Annotated in this window: 13 protein-coding genes; 2 read left to right on the plus strand and 11 right to left on the minus strand. The window is 34.6% G+C overall.

Features of this window, described 5'->3' with window-relative positions:
- Positions 1 to 301 precede the first annotated feature (301 nt).
- On the plus strand, positions 302 to 451 hold the full coding sequence (locus tag Q0975_RS00005; RefSeq protein ID WP_299431239.1) for a hypothetical protein: 150 nt from the start codon (positions 302 to 304) through the stop codon (positions 449 to 451).
- Between the two features lie 81 nt (positions 452 to 532).
- Here Q0975_RS00005 and dsrP read toward each other — a convergent pair whose 3' ends face one another.
- The 9 genes from dsrP to Q0975_RS00050 all read right to left on the minus strand — a co-directional run bounded on the left by dsrP (position 533) and on the right by Q0975_RS00050 (position 11287).
- Positions 533 to 1774, minus strand: coding sequence for a sulfate reduction electron transfer complex DsrMKJOP subunit DsrP (gene dsrP, locus Q0975_RS00010; protein WP_299431242.1), 1242 nt, complete (start codon positions 1772 to 1774; stop codon positions 533 to 535).
- A 150-nt stretch (positions 1775 to 1924) separates the two neighbouring features.
- Positions 1925 to 3118 carry a 4Fe-4S dicluster domain-containing protein gene (locus tag Q0975_RS00015; RefSeq protein ID WP_299431245.1) on the minus strand — a complete coding sequence of 398 codons (1194 nt, stop codon included), beginning with the start codon at positions 3116 to 3118 and terminating at the stop codon, positions 1925 to 1927.
- Positions 3119 to 3158: 40 nt separating this feature from the next.
- Positions 3159 to 3782 carry a cytochrome c3 family protein gene (locus Q0975_RS00020; RefSeq protein WP_299431248.1) on the minus strand — a complete coding sequence of 208 codons (624 nt, stop codon included), beginning with the start codon at positions 3780 to 3782 and terminating at the stop codon, positions 3159 to 3161.
- On the minus strand, positions 3772 to 4470 hold the full coding sequence (locus tag Q0975_RS00025; RefSeq protein WP_299431250.1) for a multiheme c-type cytochrome: 699 nt from the start codon (positions 4468 to 4470) through the stop codon (positions 3772 to 3774). Before Q0975_RS00025 ends, Q0975_RS00020 begins: the two co-directional genes overlap by 11 nt.
- Positions 4471 to 4473: 3 nt before the next feature.
- Positions 4474 to 6801 (minus strand): molybdopterin-dependent oxidoreductase, encoded by a 2328-nt coding sequence (locus Q0975_RS00030; RefSeq protein WP_299431253.1) that lies wholly within the window; start codon positions 6799 to 6801, stop codon positions 4474 to 4476.
- A gap of 4 nt (positions 6802 to 6805) precedes the next feature.
- Positions 6806 to 7045, minus strand: a complete 240-nt coding sequence (locus tag Q0975_RS00035) for a hypothetical protein (RefSeq protein ID WP_299431255.1) — start codon at positions 7043 to 7045, stop codon at positions 6806 to 6808.
- An 83-nt stretch (positions 7046 to 7128) separates the two neighbouring features.
- On the minus strand, positions 7129 to 8412 hold the full coding sequence (locus Q0975_RS00040; RefSeq protein ID WP_299431257.1) for an alginate export family protein: 1284 nt from the start codon (positions 8410 to 8412) through the stop codon (positions 7129 to 7131).
- A gap of 162 nt (positions 8413 to 8574) precedes the next feature.
- Positions 8575 to 10365 carry a hypothetical protein gene (locus tag Q0975_RS00045; RefSeq protein WP_299431259.1) on the minus strand — a complete coding sequence of 597 codons (1791 nt, stop codon included), beginning with the start codon at positions 10363 to 10365 and terminating at the stop codon, positions 8575 to 8577.
- A 133-nt stretch (positions 10366 to 10498) separates the two neighbouring features.
- Positions 10499 to 11287 (minus strand): universal stress protein, encoded by a 789-nt coding sequence (locus Q0975_RS00050; protein WP_299431262.1) that lies wholly within the window; start codon positions 11285 to 11287, stop codon positions 10499 to 10501.
- A 170-nt stretch (positions 11288 to 11457) separates the two neighbouring features.
- Here Q0975_RS00050 and Q0975_RS00055 point away from each other — a divergent pair, with 170 nt between their 5' ends.
- Positions 11458 to 11682 carry a DUF2892 domain-containing protein gene (locus Q0975_RS00055; protein ID WP_299431264.1) on the plus strand — a complete coding sequence of 75 codons (225 nt, stop codon included), beginning with the start codon at positions 11458 to 11460 and terminating at the stop codon, positions 11680 to 11682.
- Positions 11683 to 11688: 6 nt separating this feature from the next.
- Here Q0975_RS00055 and pdxH read toward each other — a convergent pair whose 3' ends face one another.
- Both pdxH and Q0975_RS00065 read right to left on the minus strand, forming a co-directional pair.
- The gene (gene pdxH / locus Q0975_RS00060) at positions 11689 to 12291 is read right to left on the minus strand and encodes a pyridoxamine 5'-phosphate oxidase (RefSeq protein WP_299431267.1); all 603 of its coding nucleotides are present in this window, start codon (positions 12289 to 12291) and stop codon (positions 11689 to 11691) included.
- Positions 12288 to 14690, minus strand: a complete 2403-nt coding sequence (locus tag Q0975_RS00065; RefSeq protein ID WP_299431270.1) for a heavy metal translocating P-type ATPase metal-binding domain-containing protein — start codon at positions 14688 to 14690, stop codon at positions 12288 to 12290. Before Q0975_RS00065 ends, pdxH begins: the two co-directional genes overlap by 4 nt.
- Between the last annotated feature and the right edge of the window lie 76 nt (positions 14691 to 14766).

Raw genomic sequence — 14766 nt, forward strand, 5'->3', positions numbered from 1 at the left:
AAATCAAAATCATGAGAACTTTAGACAACAATCAAATTACTAAAAAATTAAAAACAACAAACGGAAATATCTGGAACTCCAAAAGACGTTTTAGATAGTCTAACATAAAAAAACATCAATCAACCTGTCCGCCTCTGGTGGATTAAAAATCAAAATCATGAGAACTTTAGACAACAATCAAATTACTAAAAAATTAAAAACAACAAACGGAAATATCTGGAACGCCAAAAGACGTTTTAGGTAGTCCAATAAAAAAAACATCAACCTCTCCGTCATAAGCGGATCAAAAAAACTAATCATCATGAGAACATTACAAAACATACGGAATATATCACGAAACAGTGCTACTCCACAATATAATAGGTTCGTAAATTACATCACTCAATTCTACGATTATGAAGGAAACATTATTACCGGAAATAAAAGATACACCTACCAAGTTGAACGTTAAAACAAAAAGCTGAATTTTAGGGCAAACCAAAAAATTCAGCTTTTATCTTTATATTACTTTGATCATAAAAATTCTTACATATTACTTGACTTCCATTACTTTTTTCTTTGATCCAAACTGTAATTTCCCTGTCTCTATTTGAATCGCTGTTTTTGCCAAAATAGTAAAAACAAAAGCTCCCAATGCCCATATACCAAGTGTTACTCCAATCTCAATTCCTGTAGGAGTATATTCTGCTATTTTACCATAAGGTCCGGGAATAAAACCTGGAACAATCAAACCAAATCCTTTTTCTATCCAGATAGCCACAAATAGTATAAAACAACAAAAATACAATACCCTCAAATTGTTCCGTAACTTACCAAATGTAAGTAAAATTGTTGCGAGCACATTCAACGGAATTGCCGTCCAGATCCAAGGTAATAAAGCTGTTTTGCCGTGTAACCCAAAGAATAAATAATACGCGCTCTCACTATGATGTGTAGGTGCATAAAACTCCTTAAATAATTCAGATACCAGCATGATCAAGTTGATCTGTGCCGCCACAGTCACAATCATTCCTATCTTTTTGATAGTTTTATCTTCTATCTTAAACTCTGTAAAACTTCGGATAATCGCTAACACCAAAATAATTAATGCAGGTCCTGCAGCAAAAGCTGACGCCAAAAAACGAGGGCCTAATAACGCATTATTCCAAAAAGGTCTTGCCTGTAATCCCTGATATAAGAAAGCGGTTACTAAGTGGATCGCAACAGCCCAGAAAACGGATAAAATGGCTCCGGGAACATATATTTTGGGGTTCGGAACTTTTCCTTGATACCGTTGGAATAAAATATAAAACGGAATCGAAATATTTAAAAACAAATATCCATTAAGCACCAGTACATCCCAAGTAAGCATAGAATTTGGAAAATTAAATACCCCAATACCCGGAATCATATGCCATAATACTGAAGGACCACCCATATCGGCTACCACAAAAGCTAGACACATAATTAATGCTGCTACAGCGAGTCCTTCTCCAATAAGTACCGCTTGTTTAAAATCAATATCTTTTAAAACATAGGTTGGCATCACCAACATCACTGCCGCCGCCGCTACGCCTACTAAAAAAGTAAAATTAGATATATATAATCCCCAACTTACTCTGTCCGTCATTCCTGTTACACTCAGGCCATACTCTAGTTGTATCGAATAGCAATACATCCCTGTTATCATCACAAAAGTCAAAAATCCCATCCATAACAAGTATTTCATGGAACCTTTTGTAATCGTATCGAAGCTATCTTTAACTAAACTTCCAAAAACTTTGAGTGTTTTCATGTATATTATTTTTTGGGCGTGTCCCGCCTAAGACGGGTCGGGCTATCCGCTATATCTTTTTTAAAGTCTTATCCTTCGACAAGCTCAGGATGACATTAAAAAAGGATGCCGCTCCTATCCCTCACGTAAAACCATCTTTTTATTATACTATCAATCCATAAAATACCAGAACTTAGGTTCGGTACCCAGATCTTCTTTTAATCTAAAAACTTTTTTATTTTCTAGTACCCATCGGATTGTACTATTAGGATCTAATAAATTCCCAAAAATCCGAGCTCCAGTTGGACATGCTTCTACACAAGCGGGGTCTTTTCCTGATCTGGAACGTTGTACACAAAAAGTACATTTTTCCATCACACCTTTCTTACGCATGCGATTCCCTAGATAATGTTGGTTTTTATTTACCTCTTCTTCTGGAACTTCTGGTTTACTCCAATTAAATCGTCGACCATCATAAGGACATGCTGCCATACAATAGCGACAACCTACGCACCAGTCATAATCAATTACCACTAATCCATCATCTTCACGCCATGTAGCTTCTACAGGACACACTTCTACACAAGGAGGGTTGTCACAATGAAAACATTGGGTTCCCATATAAAAATGACCTTCTGCAGGTACTTCGTGATAATAGTTATCATCAGCTTCGTTAAACTTAAATCCTTCTCCATCCTTCATCTCATGAATCCTGATATACTGCATTTCAGAATTTCTATCTTGATTATTTTCCTTGACACAAGCATTTACACAATCCATATAACCTTGACATTTAGATATATTAAATGCATATCCAAACAACACATCTTTTGCTGCGTCTGTGGATTTCATGGTTATGTTTTGTTTTTTACGTAATTCATAAGATCGTACCAATCTATTTACTGTAGCATTTCGCTCCTCATCTGTCATCAATTTATAGTTTCCTTTAAACTGCTCTTCCCAATCAATCTGTGCTTTTTCTTTACCTTCATCTCCTGTAATTACACTACAAGAAGTACTTACTGCACCTGCTCCAATCATAAGGCTAGCAGTTAATTTCCTGAAAGCTGTACGCCGGTCCATTTTCACTTCAAACACTTGATCAAAACCATCTTTTTTGCGCTCGTCTCCAATAGCAGCATCTACCGCAGCATCAAAGAATTCCTGTTCACTAACCTCAGGGACACTATGAGAACCACAACTTCCCGAAGTATTTCCACAACCACAAGATGTTTTAACAGGAGTTGATTCGTTTACTTGAGAACCACATCCACCTGAAGTACTTCCACAACCACAGGATCCACCTGAAGTTTGTTTGGTTGTACTATTTAGATTCAGCTTAAAATATTTTCCAATTCCACTCATAGCTTATGTTGTATTAAAATCACAATAAAATGTTATTGGATCATTCTCTTTCTTTTACTTTCTGTGTATTAAACCTTGAAGGCCATCTGGATTCAATTTTAGGTTTGTGCGGATTGTGACAATTCACACAGGTCATTGCCGCTCTTGGTGTGGACCATCCTCCTATATTTTTTCCGTGTGCACCTCCTTTCCAATCCTCAAACTGTGGACTATGACATTGCGCGCACAGTTGATAACTTCGGTTAAAATCAATAGCAGTACCTGTTAAACTTTTTAGGTTGTTCATATTATCACCGTTATGACAAGTAGCACAATTCATAACCTTCTCATTAGCGTGTACCAGATTAATATCCCAGTGTGCTTTCTTTAAATCAACACCTTTAAGTTCCTTTAGTGGTTTTGTATGACATTCGATACAAGCATATGATGTAATCTGACTCTTACGTTCGGGAATTAAGAACGTATGTTTTCCTTCCGTAATCTCTATGGTTTTGATATCTCCTATATATGATTCTGAAGAAATAGTCGTCCCATGATAATTCTTACTTTCTGCTTCTATTTTATCTGTTAAACTGTGATATTCTCCTTCGCTATGCTTACACGAAAACAGCCCGGTTACAAGCAAACTTCCCAGTACGTATATATAACTTCTTTTACTGATCATTTGTATGGGTTTTTCTTGAAAAAACTGCAGTGTTTACAATCTCTTGTGCAGGCACATGACATTGGCGACAGTTAATTCGTTCTGGATGGGTAACTCTAATTTCCTTTGGAGCTGCAGCACCTGCATGACAGGACAAACAATTCTCACGCATCTGGATTTGATGTGGTATTACAGGTGGACTACCTGGTAATGCATTATTATTTCCTACTGATGCCGCAAACATTTTGAAAAAAGTAGTTTCTTTAAATAGGGTTTTCTCAGTTTGTGCAACATGACATTGTCGACAATTGATCATCTCTGGATGCGGTGTCACTGGAGCATACGCATTAAATTTCTCCGTAAACCCACCATTCTGATGGCATTGTAAACAGGCTTTTCCTCCCATACCACGCTCTCCTTTTATTAATGGATGCGGAATACTGGGCGGTGCTCCTGGATATGCTCGATTGTTATAATACGTTGCTAATGTTCTTTGATGTTCTTCATCTACGGGCATATTGAGATATTCCAATGCATATTCAGAACGTTCAAAAACTCCTTTTTCTGAAGGAATTATAGATGTTGGCGCAGCATCCGAAATTGGAATATACGCTTCTTCCAAGCCTTTTTCATAGCTATAATTCCATACAAGGATGAAAACGATGAAAAGCAGTGTAAAAAACGATATGATACCTAATCTCTTTTTCATAAGTTAGGCTTTTTCAACTTTTACAGCACATTTTTTATAATCGGGCTCTTTTGAAATCGGACAAAAAGAATCCAACGTAATATCATTGATCAGCATATTCTCATCAAAAAACGGAACAAATACCTGCATCGGAGCGGGTATACCTCGTTGATTTACAGAAGCTGGTAAGGTAATTTCTCCTCGTCTTGTTGTCAGTTTTACATTATCTCCTGTTTTGATTTGCAGTCGTTTAGCATCTCCAGGATTTAATTCTACATATCCATGTGGCATCGCTTGATGTAACACCGGAATCCTACGTGTCATGGATCCTGTATGCCAATGTTCCACTACACGACCTGTTCCTAACCAATACGGATATTCCTGATCAGGTTCTTCGGCAGCAGGCTCATATGGACGCTGCCAGATGACCGCTTTACCATCTGGTTTCCCATAAAAATGAAATTTTTTACCATTAGAACAAGCTGGATCATATTTTGCATTAAAACGCCATTGAGTAGATTTACCGTCTACATATGGCCACATAGCACCAGATTGGGATTTCAACACTTCCAGAGGAGCCATATTATGTTTCTTACCTACATGATGTTTTCGGTATTCATTATATATCTCTTCGATATGGGTTTCTTCTTTATAGTAGAATTGTTTTTCATATCCGAGACGTTTTGCAACTTCTATTAATTGCCAGGTATCACTCATCGCTTCTCCAGGAGGATTCACCATTTGCTCAAAATATTGAGTACGACGTTCTGAGTTCCCATACATTCCTTCACGTTCTATCCACATAGCCGACGGTAAAATCACATCTGCGATATCTGTAGTTGGTGTTGGATATATATCAGAAACAACAATAAAACGTCCTTCTTTCTTTGCTCCATCTCTATAACGCTTCAATTTTGGGATAGTCACCATAGGATTAGTTACCTGAATCCACATAAAACGAATATCTCCGCGATCCAATGCCCTAAACATTTCTACGGTATGATAGGTCGGTTTGGGGTCAATATTTTCTACCGGAACATCCCATATTTTTGCAGCAAACTCGCGATGTTTTTTATTCATCACCACACCATGAGGGAGTTTATGGGTTAAGGTACCCACTTCCCTCACTGTACCACATGCACTAGGTTGGCCCGTTAAAGAAAATGGACTGTTACCTGGTTCTGATATTTTACCAGTTAATAAATGAATATTATAAATAATATTATTCATCCAGGTACCACGCGAATGCTGATTTGGTCCCATACACCAAAAGGACATCACCTTCTTATTTGGATCACCATACTGCGCAGCCATATATTTGATATCTTTTACCGATACACCAGAAATTTTAGAAGCTTTTTCAGGAGTATAATCATCTAAGAACTTTTTATAGGCTTCAAAATTGATTTTCTCAGGCTTGTCTGTAAATTTATAGTTGTCCTCAAGACCATAACCCATTTTGGTGAGTCCTTTGCTAAAATTACAATGCTCCTCAATAAATACCGAATTCATCCAACCATTATGTATAATTTCATAGCAAATGGCATTACCCACAGCTAAGTCTGATTGTGGGTTGAATATAATTGATGTATCCGCCGCCATGCTTGTTCGTGTAGTTCTCGTAGCAAAATCGATAATTTTCGACCCCCTTTTTAGTCGTTGATCTAATAACCTGGAAAATAACACTGGATGCATTTCCGCCATATTATTACCCCATAGCACAAAAGTATCGGCATAATCAATATCCTCATAACATCCCATAGGTTCATCGAGTCCAAAAGAAGTCAAAAAACCAGTTACAGCAGTTGCCATACACAAGCGCGCATTTGCTTCTACGTTATTGGTACCTATACAACCTTTAAACAATTTAGAAGCAACATACCCATCAGGAATCGTCCATTGACCAGATCCGTAAATCGATACTGCATCTTTGCCATGATCTTTGATGGTTTCTTTCATTTTGGAAGCGATCAAATCCAATGCTTCTTTCATGGACGTTTCTACATATTGGCCATTTTTCTTTACCAAAGGTTTTGTTAATCTATCTTTGCCATACAGTGCCATAATAGAATGATAGCCTTTCACACAACATAATCCTTTATTCACAGGTGATTTTGGATCTCCTTTTACAGCAATAGCTTTTCCATCTTCAGTACCAATTAGAACTCCACAACCCACACCACAAAATCGACACGGTGCTTTTTTCCAATCTAAATTAGCTCCGTTTGGGATTCCTTTTTCTTGCTCATCGGCGAACAAAATTCCCGGAAACATGGTCGCAGCTGCAGTCATTGCAGATAGCATAGCCATTTTTCTTATAAAACTTCTTCTATTGGTTAGAGATGTATACATAGTACTAGTTGTTTTGAGGTGTGTTAAATCCAGATACCATTGCTAATAATTTTAAACTTTCTATAGTTTCTAATTTTTCTTTCAGAATTGCTTCATCCGTCTTATTATTTGTTTCTGTGATTAAGATAAGGATGTCTTTATTTTGAGCAGGCATTACTTCGCATTGATTCATTTTAGATAATGTTTCAATAAGTTCGTTTTTTTTACCTGTATGTGGATGGGCTAAATAACTTTTGATTGGCATATTATTCAGTTTAAATCTTAAAAGAATTAAATGATTCGACTACAAAACACAATCATTTCATATTCAATTAATTAAGATAAGGATTATTCTTTGTTTTTCTTAAAATCTGTTGTAAAAAGATTCGGGTTAATAATCAATTGAGCCCAAGCCCAATTATTAGTATTATCATTTGGTCTTCCTCCTTTTATAAGACTCATACTTTCTGAAGCGAACATATGAGAGTATCCAAGGTTCAGTTTTACATTTTTTATGATTTTCTGTGTAAAAACAACATCCACTTCCTTTCCCAGGTACTTATCCGCATCAGTTGTTAGATCAGCATTGGCCATAAAGTAATGTCCTTTTAATAATACGCTTGATTCTGAACCAGTTTTGAAAACGAACTTAGCGTATAGATCATTTAAGCCTACATTATTCGCGTGGTTACCTACATAGAAGTAATCCATAAATCCGTTGAATTTATGATTCGTACCATATAGCGGGAAGAAAGATTTGTTCTTGCTGTCACCATCCTGATCTGTTCCGCTCAATATCTCCACTCCTAATCCATATAAAACATTCCCTGGTTTATAAGTAGCTTCTAAAGATATCTGGTAGGCACTGAGATCTGTATCCGCATCTGCTTTTCCGAATTGATAATAAGCACTACCCGCAAGATTTACTTTGTTTATCGGAAACCTAAAATAAGAGCCCGCAGTTTGTCGATAGAAAACTCCATCTGGTTCATCATTATTAACTCCTGTGAATTTTTGGAATCCTGAATTAAGGAATAAAAAACTAGCTGAGCTTTTCTCCCAAGATTTCTTTAAATATGCATATTGCATCGCTTTATAGGTAAAGAATCCTTGGATATTAAACCCAGTTCCTTCATTAGATTGTCCTTGCTGACTGAAGGCTGCACCTACATCTACTTTGAATGTATTAGTATCATATTTTATCAAAGCAGCATCGTGAAAACGTCCCTGCATCGCCCAATCAAGTTCTCCAAAAATACGTTGATCATCATAAGAGATAACCTGTCTCCCTGCCTTTAGAGACCATTTTTCATTAAAAAATACTTGACCCCAAGCCTGAAACAATGAAAAAGAATCATTACCATCACTTATTAAAATCTGACGTGTATCTCCCCAAGTACTCACATCCTGAACACTAACAAACAACTTCAATCTTTCCTGTTCATAACCTATATTCAATCTGGTACGTTGGGTTACAAATGCTGCCGGATCTGCATCATCAGGAAATAGATTATTGAATCCATGACGGTATTCAAACCTTGTTCTTAAATCTGCTTCGATTGTAAGTTGAGAAAATACATTTGTAGTAAAAAAGATTAAAAATAGAACGCATAAGTGTTTTACTATTTTCATAAAAAGAATATTTATTGGTATATCACAAATGTTAGTTTATTAATCATTTTATAATATGACATTTGTCAGGTTTCATTCGAAATGTTTTTGCGAATTTCAGCACTTTGATACATGAAAAATGAATTTAACAGGTATAGTTTTGACATACCTATTCTTTCACGATTATAATACAGCAATCTCTCTGCTTATTTGATTAAGAGTTTGTTCTTCCTTATTTAAATCTTTTAATAAGAGCTCATTACTTTCTTTAAAACTGATTGTTGCCTTACTAAAGACCTCTCGATAATACATAATTCCATCTTGTAAATTTTTTGCAAAAACAGACATATATTTTTGCTGCTTTTTGTCGGCTATTTCATCCAGTTCCTTTACCATATTTTTAAGGTATGTAATATAAATAGTAAGTTCTTTTATAAACATATTAGGACGATCTTCTCTGGCTACATTAGAAGACCCATAGATATGATCTGTAATCTCTTTTAAATTCATGGTCTTGGAATAATATGCCATATTAGGTCCTGGACAAATAGAAACACCATTACTCTCTACTTTGGTGTCTATATCATTAACCAATAGTGCTGCTGTTCCTAAACCAACACAGGTGCAAGATTTCTCTATAATTTTATTGTATTTTTTTTGATACATTTCTGGAGAAAGGTCTTCTTTTTCTAATTGGATGATTTTTTTATGTTGATATTGTCGTGAGGCTGTACAAATACCTTTTTCTGTAAACTCTTTATTCAAGGCTACATATTTTTTTGGACAAGAACTACCAGGCCTTCCTTTATTAATCAACACCTGTTTTTCTATATCTTTTGTGTTTCCTTTTAAGCTATTAAATGGAACTCCTAAGGGAGAAATATCACTTAAATACAAATCCTCTTCCTTTGCTTTTACTAGTTTACCCAAGGTTTCATTATCTACAGAGGTTGCCTCTGGAACCAGAAGAAATGGTGTACCCCATCCAATAGAATCTACTTCATAATAGTCCTGAATAAATTGATGTTCTCCTGCGTTACCTACACCTCCTTGAGCGGTTATTTTAATATCTAATACAGATTGAGGAACAGCTCTTTCTTTAGCCGATAATGCACTAATTAAAATAGCATGAATAGATTGAATTAATTCTTCTCTATTGTCTCTAAATTGAGCTAGAATTGGTCCTAATAAATACCCATCAGTAGCAAATGCATGGCCGCCACAATTAAGTCCCGATTCAATTCTATATTCTGAGACCCAAATTCCTTTTTTAGCTAAAAACTTACCCTGAATTAAGGCTGATCTATAGTCACTTACTTTTAAAACAATTTTCTTCTTTATGGTGCCATGTACGTCTGGAAAAAAATCTTCAAATTGCTCAATATAGCTATATAGCCTTGGATTCATTCCTGCTGACAGGATTAAGGATGAACATAAATCGCTATTTGCATATCCTCTTAATGCAGCATGTGCATCGTTATATATAGAAGGTAATTTTTCTTTATGAAGATAATTTTCTTTATCAACTTTGGTCATGATATTAACATCAATACTGCCCATTGTTAAGTTCTTTTCTACCCAGTTTTTGATTTCTTGTACATTAAAGTTATTAGACATCAACTCTTGGAATTGTTGCTTTAATACTGAAGTATCTGGTAGTATGTTGATATATTGTTTTAAATCACCATGATATCCGTTTGCAATGTTTTTAAGGTTTTCAAATTTCTTTTCTGCCAGATTATTGATCAAATTAAGATATGAAGTAATTCTTTTAGCTCTAAAATCCTCTATACTTTCGGTTATCTCATTATAGGCAATCTGAAATTTAGTGCAATATGTTTTTCTTAATTTTTCTAAGAGTATATCGTCTACCAATGAGATTGCAGAATCGATTCCTAAATGTGAAACTTTTAATGGTGTATCAATGGTAAATCCAATTCCCATAACGGGAATATGAAATGTATGTGCTTTCATTTATTATCTATTAATTGAGTTTATTGGGAGATGAGAATACTTTTCATCATTAATACAGCTCTTTTTTGACAAATAACAACATTGAAAACTCATCAAAATATGATGAATATCATTGAATTTTGTTTTCTTAATTTTAATCAATTGCCAAAAGTGGGATTTCGGTATGAAGTGTCAATAGTTTAGTAAGCCTTCCTTCTGATGGCTCATTCTTTTTAGCATGATTTCTTGGTAGAATAGCTAATAGATCAATTTCTTTATCATTGATATATTCGAAAATTCCCTTTTCAATATCTGTATTTTCCTGAAAGGTATGATGTGAGTAGAAGTTCTCAAGATAGTACCCTATTGTGTTTTCATTTTTTTCATCAGCAGGGGTATATCCATAACAACCTTCTTCATTACAAATAGTTAATACATGAACTTGCGCGTGGAAACGTCTTGCAATATCTAATAGAGTTTCAAGCACCGTAGCATCATCTATCTCATTTTGACCTAACACCAAAGCTATTTTTTTGATCCTAAACTCTTTTGTACTTTCTGGAATAGCAATTACAGGGCAATCTGCTTCTAATACGAGTTTAGAAGTGTTAGTCATAGCCGAATCATCTTCGGAGCCTTTTGTTCCCATGATAATTAGATCTGCCTGTTGCTCTTTTTGAGTTTCTAAAATATTCTCTATTAACTCTCCTGATTTTACAACTGAATTCAGAATACCTCTGAAATAAGGATTATCTTTTTTAATTTCGGCAATTCTAACCTCTAATTCCTTTTGAATCGCACTATTATCAGACGATTTACTAGTATGAATTAACAAAATTTGGATTGATTGGTCATCGCCCGCAAAACTAATAGCATACTGTAAAGCACTTTCTGTGGTGGTAGACACATCGAAAGGAACAATAATTTTAGTGATATCTTTCATAATGTGAATTTTTAAGTTTCAGGTTTTAATGGTTATACCTATTTGTTGGTTGTACACTACAAAGGTTAGCTTATTACTAATTGTAAAAAATGACATTTATCAGCTTTTACTTCCTATTTCTTTTAGAATTTTGTTAGAAGTATATTATGAACAATTGATATCTAGTAATCATGAAAAAAAATCTAGGAAAAATCGATTCTGCAATCAGAATTATTATTGGTGTAGTATTAGCATACTTGTTTTACAATAATTATATAGCCGATACCTTAGGCATTGTTTTATTATCATTGTCGGGAGTCCTTGTGATCACCGGATTTATAGGCTGGTGTCCTTTATATCGTTTGTTAGGGCTAAAAACATGTCAGATAAAGAATGGTCTTTCTGAAGATCGATAGTACTTGTTACTTACTATAATATATATCTTTAGACCAACTATAATCAGGTTGTAGCTTATATTTTGTTGTACGATTAATTCTTACTAAGGAATCACCTTCAACAAACGTGATCTGTGAAGGTTTAACAATGTACCCACCCCAATAATCAGGTTTGGGAATGGTTTTGCTTTTAAATTTGGTTTCATATTCTTTCAAACGATCCTCTAATATTTTTCGGGAAGCAATCACCTTGCTTTGGTTAGATACCCAGGCACTTAATTTACTTCCTTCAGGACGAGATTCGAAATATCCTTCGGACAAGTTTTCCGGAAGCTTTTCTGCTTTGCCCGAAATCAAGATTTCTCGATTTGACCTTGTCCAATTAAACAAAAGGGATACCTTACTATCCTGGGCTATTGCTTTTCCTTTCTCACTATTATAATTGGTAAAGAATATAAATCCTTCCCAAGTAAAGCGCTTCAGTAGTACTATTCTACTTTTAGGAAAACCATCTAAACCTTTGGTTGACAACAACATTGCATTAATTTCATCTTCTGGATGTGCTGTATCAACTTCATGAAACCATTTCTGAAAATGTTCTATCGGGTTATGATCATCCACTATATTCATGATTCCTGAAGTTTTATTTTTCTTCCATTCCAATTGGTTAATATCGTTACATAAACAACTACAGAAATAGAACTTAATGGCATCAATATAGCTGCAATAATTGGAGATAATTGCCCTGTAACTGCATAATATAAACCTACACTATTGTACAAGAATGACAAAACAAAACTCGATTTGATAATCTTGATTGTCTTTTTGGAAACTTTGAGATACTTAGGGATTTTGTCAAATTGAGAAGCATCTAAAATTGCATCACAGGCTGGAGAAAACACATTTACGTTTTCTGAAATAGCAATCCCTACATTACTTTGAGCCAAAGCACCGGCATCATTCAGTCCGTCACCAATCATGATTACTTTTTCTGTTGACTCCTGCAATGATTTTATATAATTTAATTTGTCATCAGGTCTTTGGTTAAATAACAGAGAAGTACCTTCTGGAAGTAATTGTTCCAAGTGTGTTTTTTCTCCTTCATTATCACCGGATAGAATAGATAATTTATAAGTTCTGGTTAGAGTATCAAAAACGTTCTTTACATTCTTTCTATATTGATTATGAAAAACATATCGCCCTTTATACTCATTGTTTGCACTTATATGAACATTCGTATTTTGTATTGCTGAAAATTCGTTACTTCCTACAAAATTGGAAGAACCTATTTTTATAGTACTTTCTGCCAACTTGGCTTCAATTCCTTTTCCTATATATTCTTGAAATTCATCAAGTGTATGTATGTCTTGCTCATCTAACATATTATACAATGCTCTGCTAAGTGGATGATTGGATGCTCTCAATGTATTTTTGAGTAAGGATTCTTCTTCTGGAGTTAGTTCCATCCCTTCGTATTCAATTTTAGTAGCAGTATTGGTTGTTATGGTACCTGTTTTATCAAAAATTATACTATCCGTCAGAGCTAACTGTTCTATAACATCTGCATTTTTAAGATAGAATTTATTTTTCCCAAAAATTCGAAGCATATTTCCCAAAGCAAAAGGTCTTGCTAAAGCTAGTGCACAAGGGCACGCTATAATCAATACTGCAGTGAAAACATTGATAGCTTTTGAGGAATCTACAAACATCCAAAAAATTGTAGCGATGATTGCTACGCACAAAATAGTTACAGTAAAATATTTGCTAATGATATCGGTTAAATTGGTAAAGGATGCTGATTTATCTGTACTAAATACATTATTGCTCCATAACTGAGTAAGATAACTTTGTGCTACCGTTTTTGTCGCTTCAATTTCTATGGCTCCGTATAACTGCTTGCCTCCTGCAAATAGTTTATCACCAGATATTTTAGTCACCGATTCGCTTTCTCCGGTTACAAAACTATAATCAATTCTTGCGGCTCCCTTAATTAATATAGCATCTACGGGTATCAACTCTCCATTACGTATAAGTAGTCGATTCCCTTCCTTAATATCATACACCTGAATACTTTCTTCGGTGTTAACTTTCTTTTTTTTGTCAAAAACTAATCGAGTTACGGCAATTGGGAAATAAGATTTATAATCTCTTTCAAATGACAAAAAGGAATAGGTTTTCTGTTGAAAAAATTTACCCAGTAATAAGAAGAACACTAATCCCGTAAGACTATCAAAAAAACCGGTTCCCCAATCAAATATGATCTCCGCAGTACTTCTCAGAAAAAGTACTACAATTCCTAAGGCAATGGGCACATCTATATTCAATATTTTGGATCGCAATCCTTTAAAAGCTGAAACGAAATAGTCCTGTGCAGCATATAATACAACGGGCAATGAAAAAATAAACATCAACCAACGAAATACATATTTATATTGCTCCAACCAATATTCAGATACTTCAAAATATTCTGGAAACGACAAGAACATGACATTCCCAAAAGCAAATCCGGCAACTCCCAATTTATAGATCAAACTCCTGTCGATATATTTTTTTCTTTCTGAATAATCATCAAGACTTATGTAAGGTTCATAACCAATAGAATTGAGTAACATAACTACTTCTTTCAGTGATATTTTTTCATTACTAAAAGTAATTCGAACGGTCTTCTTCGGAAAATTAACCTGAGAATTGGTAATTGAAGATTCAAGCTTATGTAAATTTTCTAATATCCAGATACAAGAACTACAATGTATATGAGGAATATATAATGTTATAATCTCTGTAGTACCATCGCTAAATTCGATTAATTTTTCAGCAATAGCAGGAGTATCGAGATAATTGTATTTTTTTTCAACTTCTTTAGGAATGGCACCAGGAGCAGATTGTAAATCATAATAACAGGATAAATCATTCGTCGAAAAAATATCATATACAGTTTTACACCCATTGCAGCAGAATGTTTTTTGATCAAAGGTAATTGCTAATGCATCGCAATCATTCCCACAGTGATAACACGTGGATTCTATCATACAAATCTTATTTGCTACAAAAATGAAAAAGATGTTAAGCACATAATATGATAAAAATCATAGTTTTAAGTCCAAT

Source organism: uncultured Aquimarina sp. (genome assembly GCF_947500065.1).
Lineage (GTDB): Bacteria > Bacteroidota > Bacteroidia > Flavobacteriales > Flavobacteriaceae > Aquimarina.

What these genes read in the sequence shown, in the direction of transcription:
- dsrP (WP_299431242.1), bottom strand. Translation starts at nt 1,774, where the DNA reads ATGAAAACACTCAAAGTTTTTGGAAGTTTAGTTAAAGATAGCTTCGAT.
- Q0975_RS00065 (WP_299431270.1), bottom strand. Translation starts at nt 14,690, where the DNA reads ATGATAGAATCCACGTGTTATCACTGTGGGAATGATTGCGATGCATTA.
- Q0975_RS00040 (WP_299431257.1), bottom strand. Translation starts at nt 8,412, where the DNA reads ATGAAAATAGTAAAACACTTATGCGTTCTATTTTTAATCTTTTTTACT.
- Q0975_RS00030 (WP_299431253.1), bottom strand. Translation starts at nt 6,801, where the DNA reads ATGTATACATCTCTAACCAATAGAAGAAGTTTTATAAGAAAAATGGCT.
- Q0975_RS00055 (WP_299431264.1), top strand. Translation starts at nt 11,458, where the DNA reads ATGAAAAAAAATCTAGGAAAAATCGATTCTGCAATCAGAATTATTATT.
- pdxH (WP_299431267.1), bottom strand. Translation starts at nt 12,291, where the DNA reads ATGAATATAGTGGATGATCATAACCCGATAGAACATTTTCAGAAATGG.
- Q0975_RS00020 (WP_299431248.1), bottom strand. Translation starts at nt 3,782, where the DNA reads ATGATCAGTAAAAGAAGTTATATATACGTACTGGGAAGTTTGCTTGTA.
- Q0975_RS00015 (WP_299431245.1), bottom strand. Translation starts at nt 3,118, where the DNA reads ATGAGTGGAATTGGAAAATATTTTAAGCTGAATCTAAATAGTACAACC.
- Q0975_RS00025 (WP_299431250.1), bottom strand. Translation starts at nt 4,470, where the DNA reads ATGAAAAAGAGATTAGGTATCATATCGTTTTTTACACTGCTTTTCATC.
- Q0975_RS00035 (WP_299431255.1), bottom strand. Translation starts at nt 7,045, where the DNA reads ATGCCAATCAAAAGTTATTTAGCCCATCCACATACAGGTAAAAAAAAC.
- Q0975_RS00045 (WP_299431259.1), bottom strand. Translation starts at nt 10,365, where the DNA reads ATGAAAGCACATACATTTCATATTCCCGTTATGGGAATTGGATTTACC.
- Q0975_RS00005 (WP_299431239.1), top strand. Translation starts at nt 302, where the DNA reads ATGAGAACATTACAAAACATACGGAATATATCACGAAACAGTGCTACT.
- Q0975_RS00050 (WP_299431262.1), bottom strand. Translation starts at nt 11,287, where the DNA reads ATGAAAGATATCACTAAAATTATTGTTCCTTTCGATGTGTCTACCACC.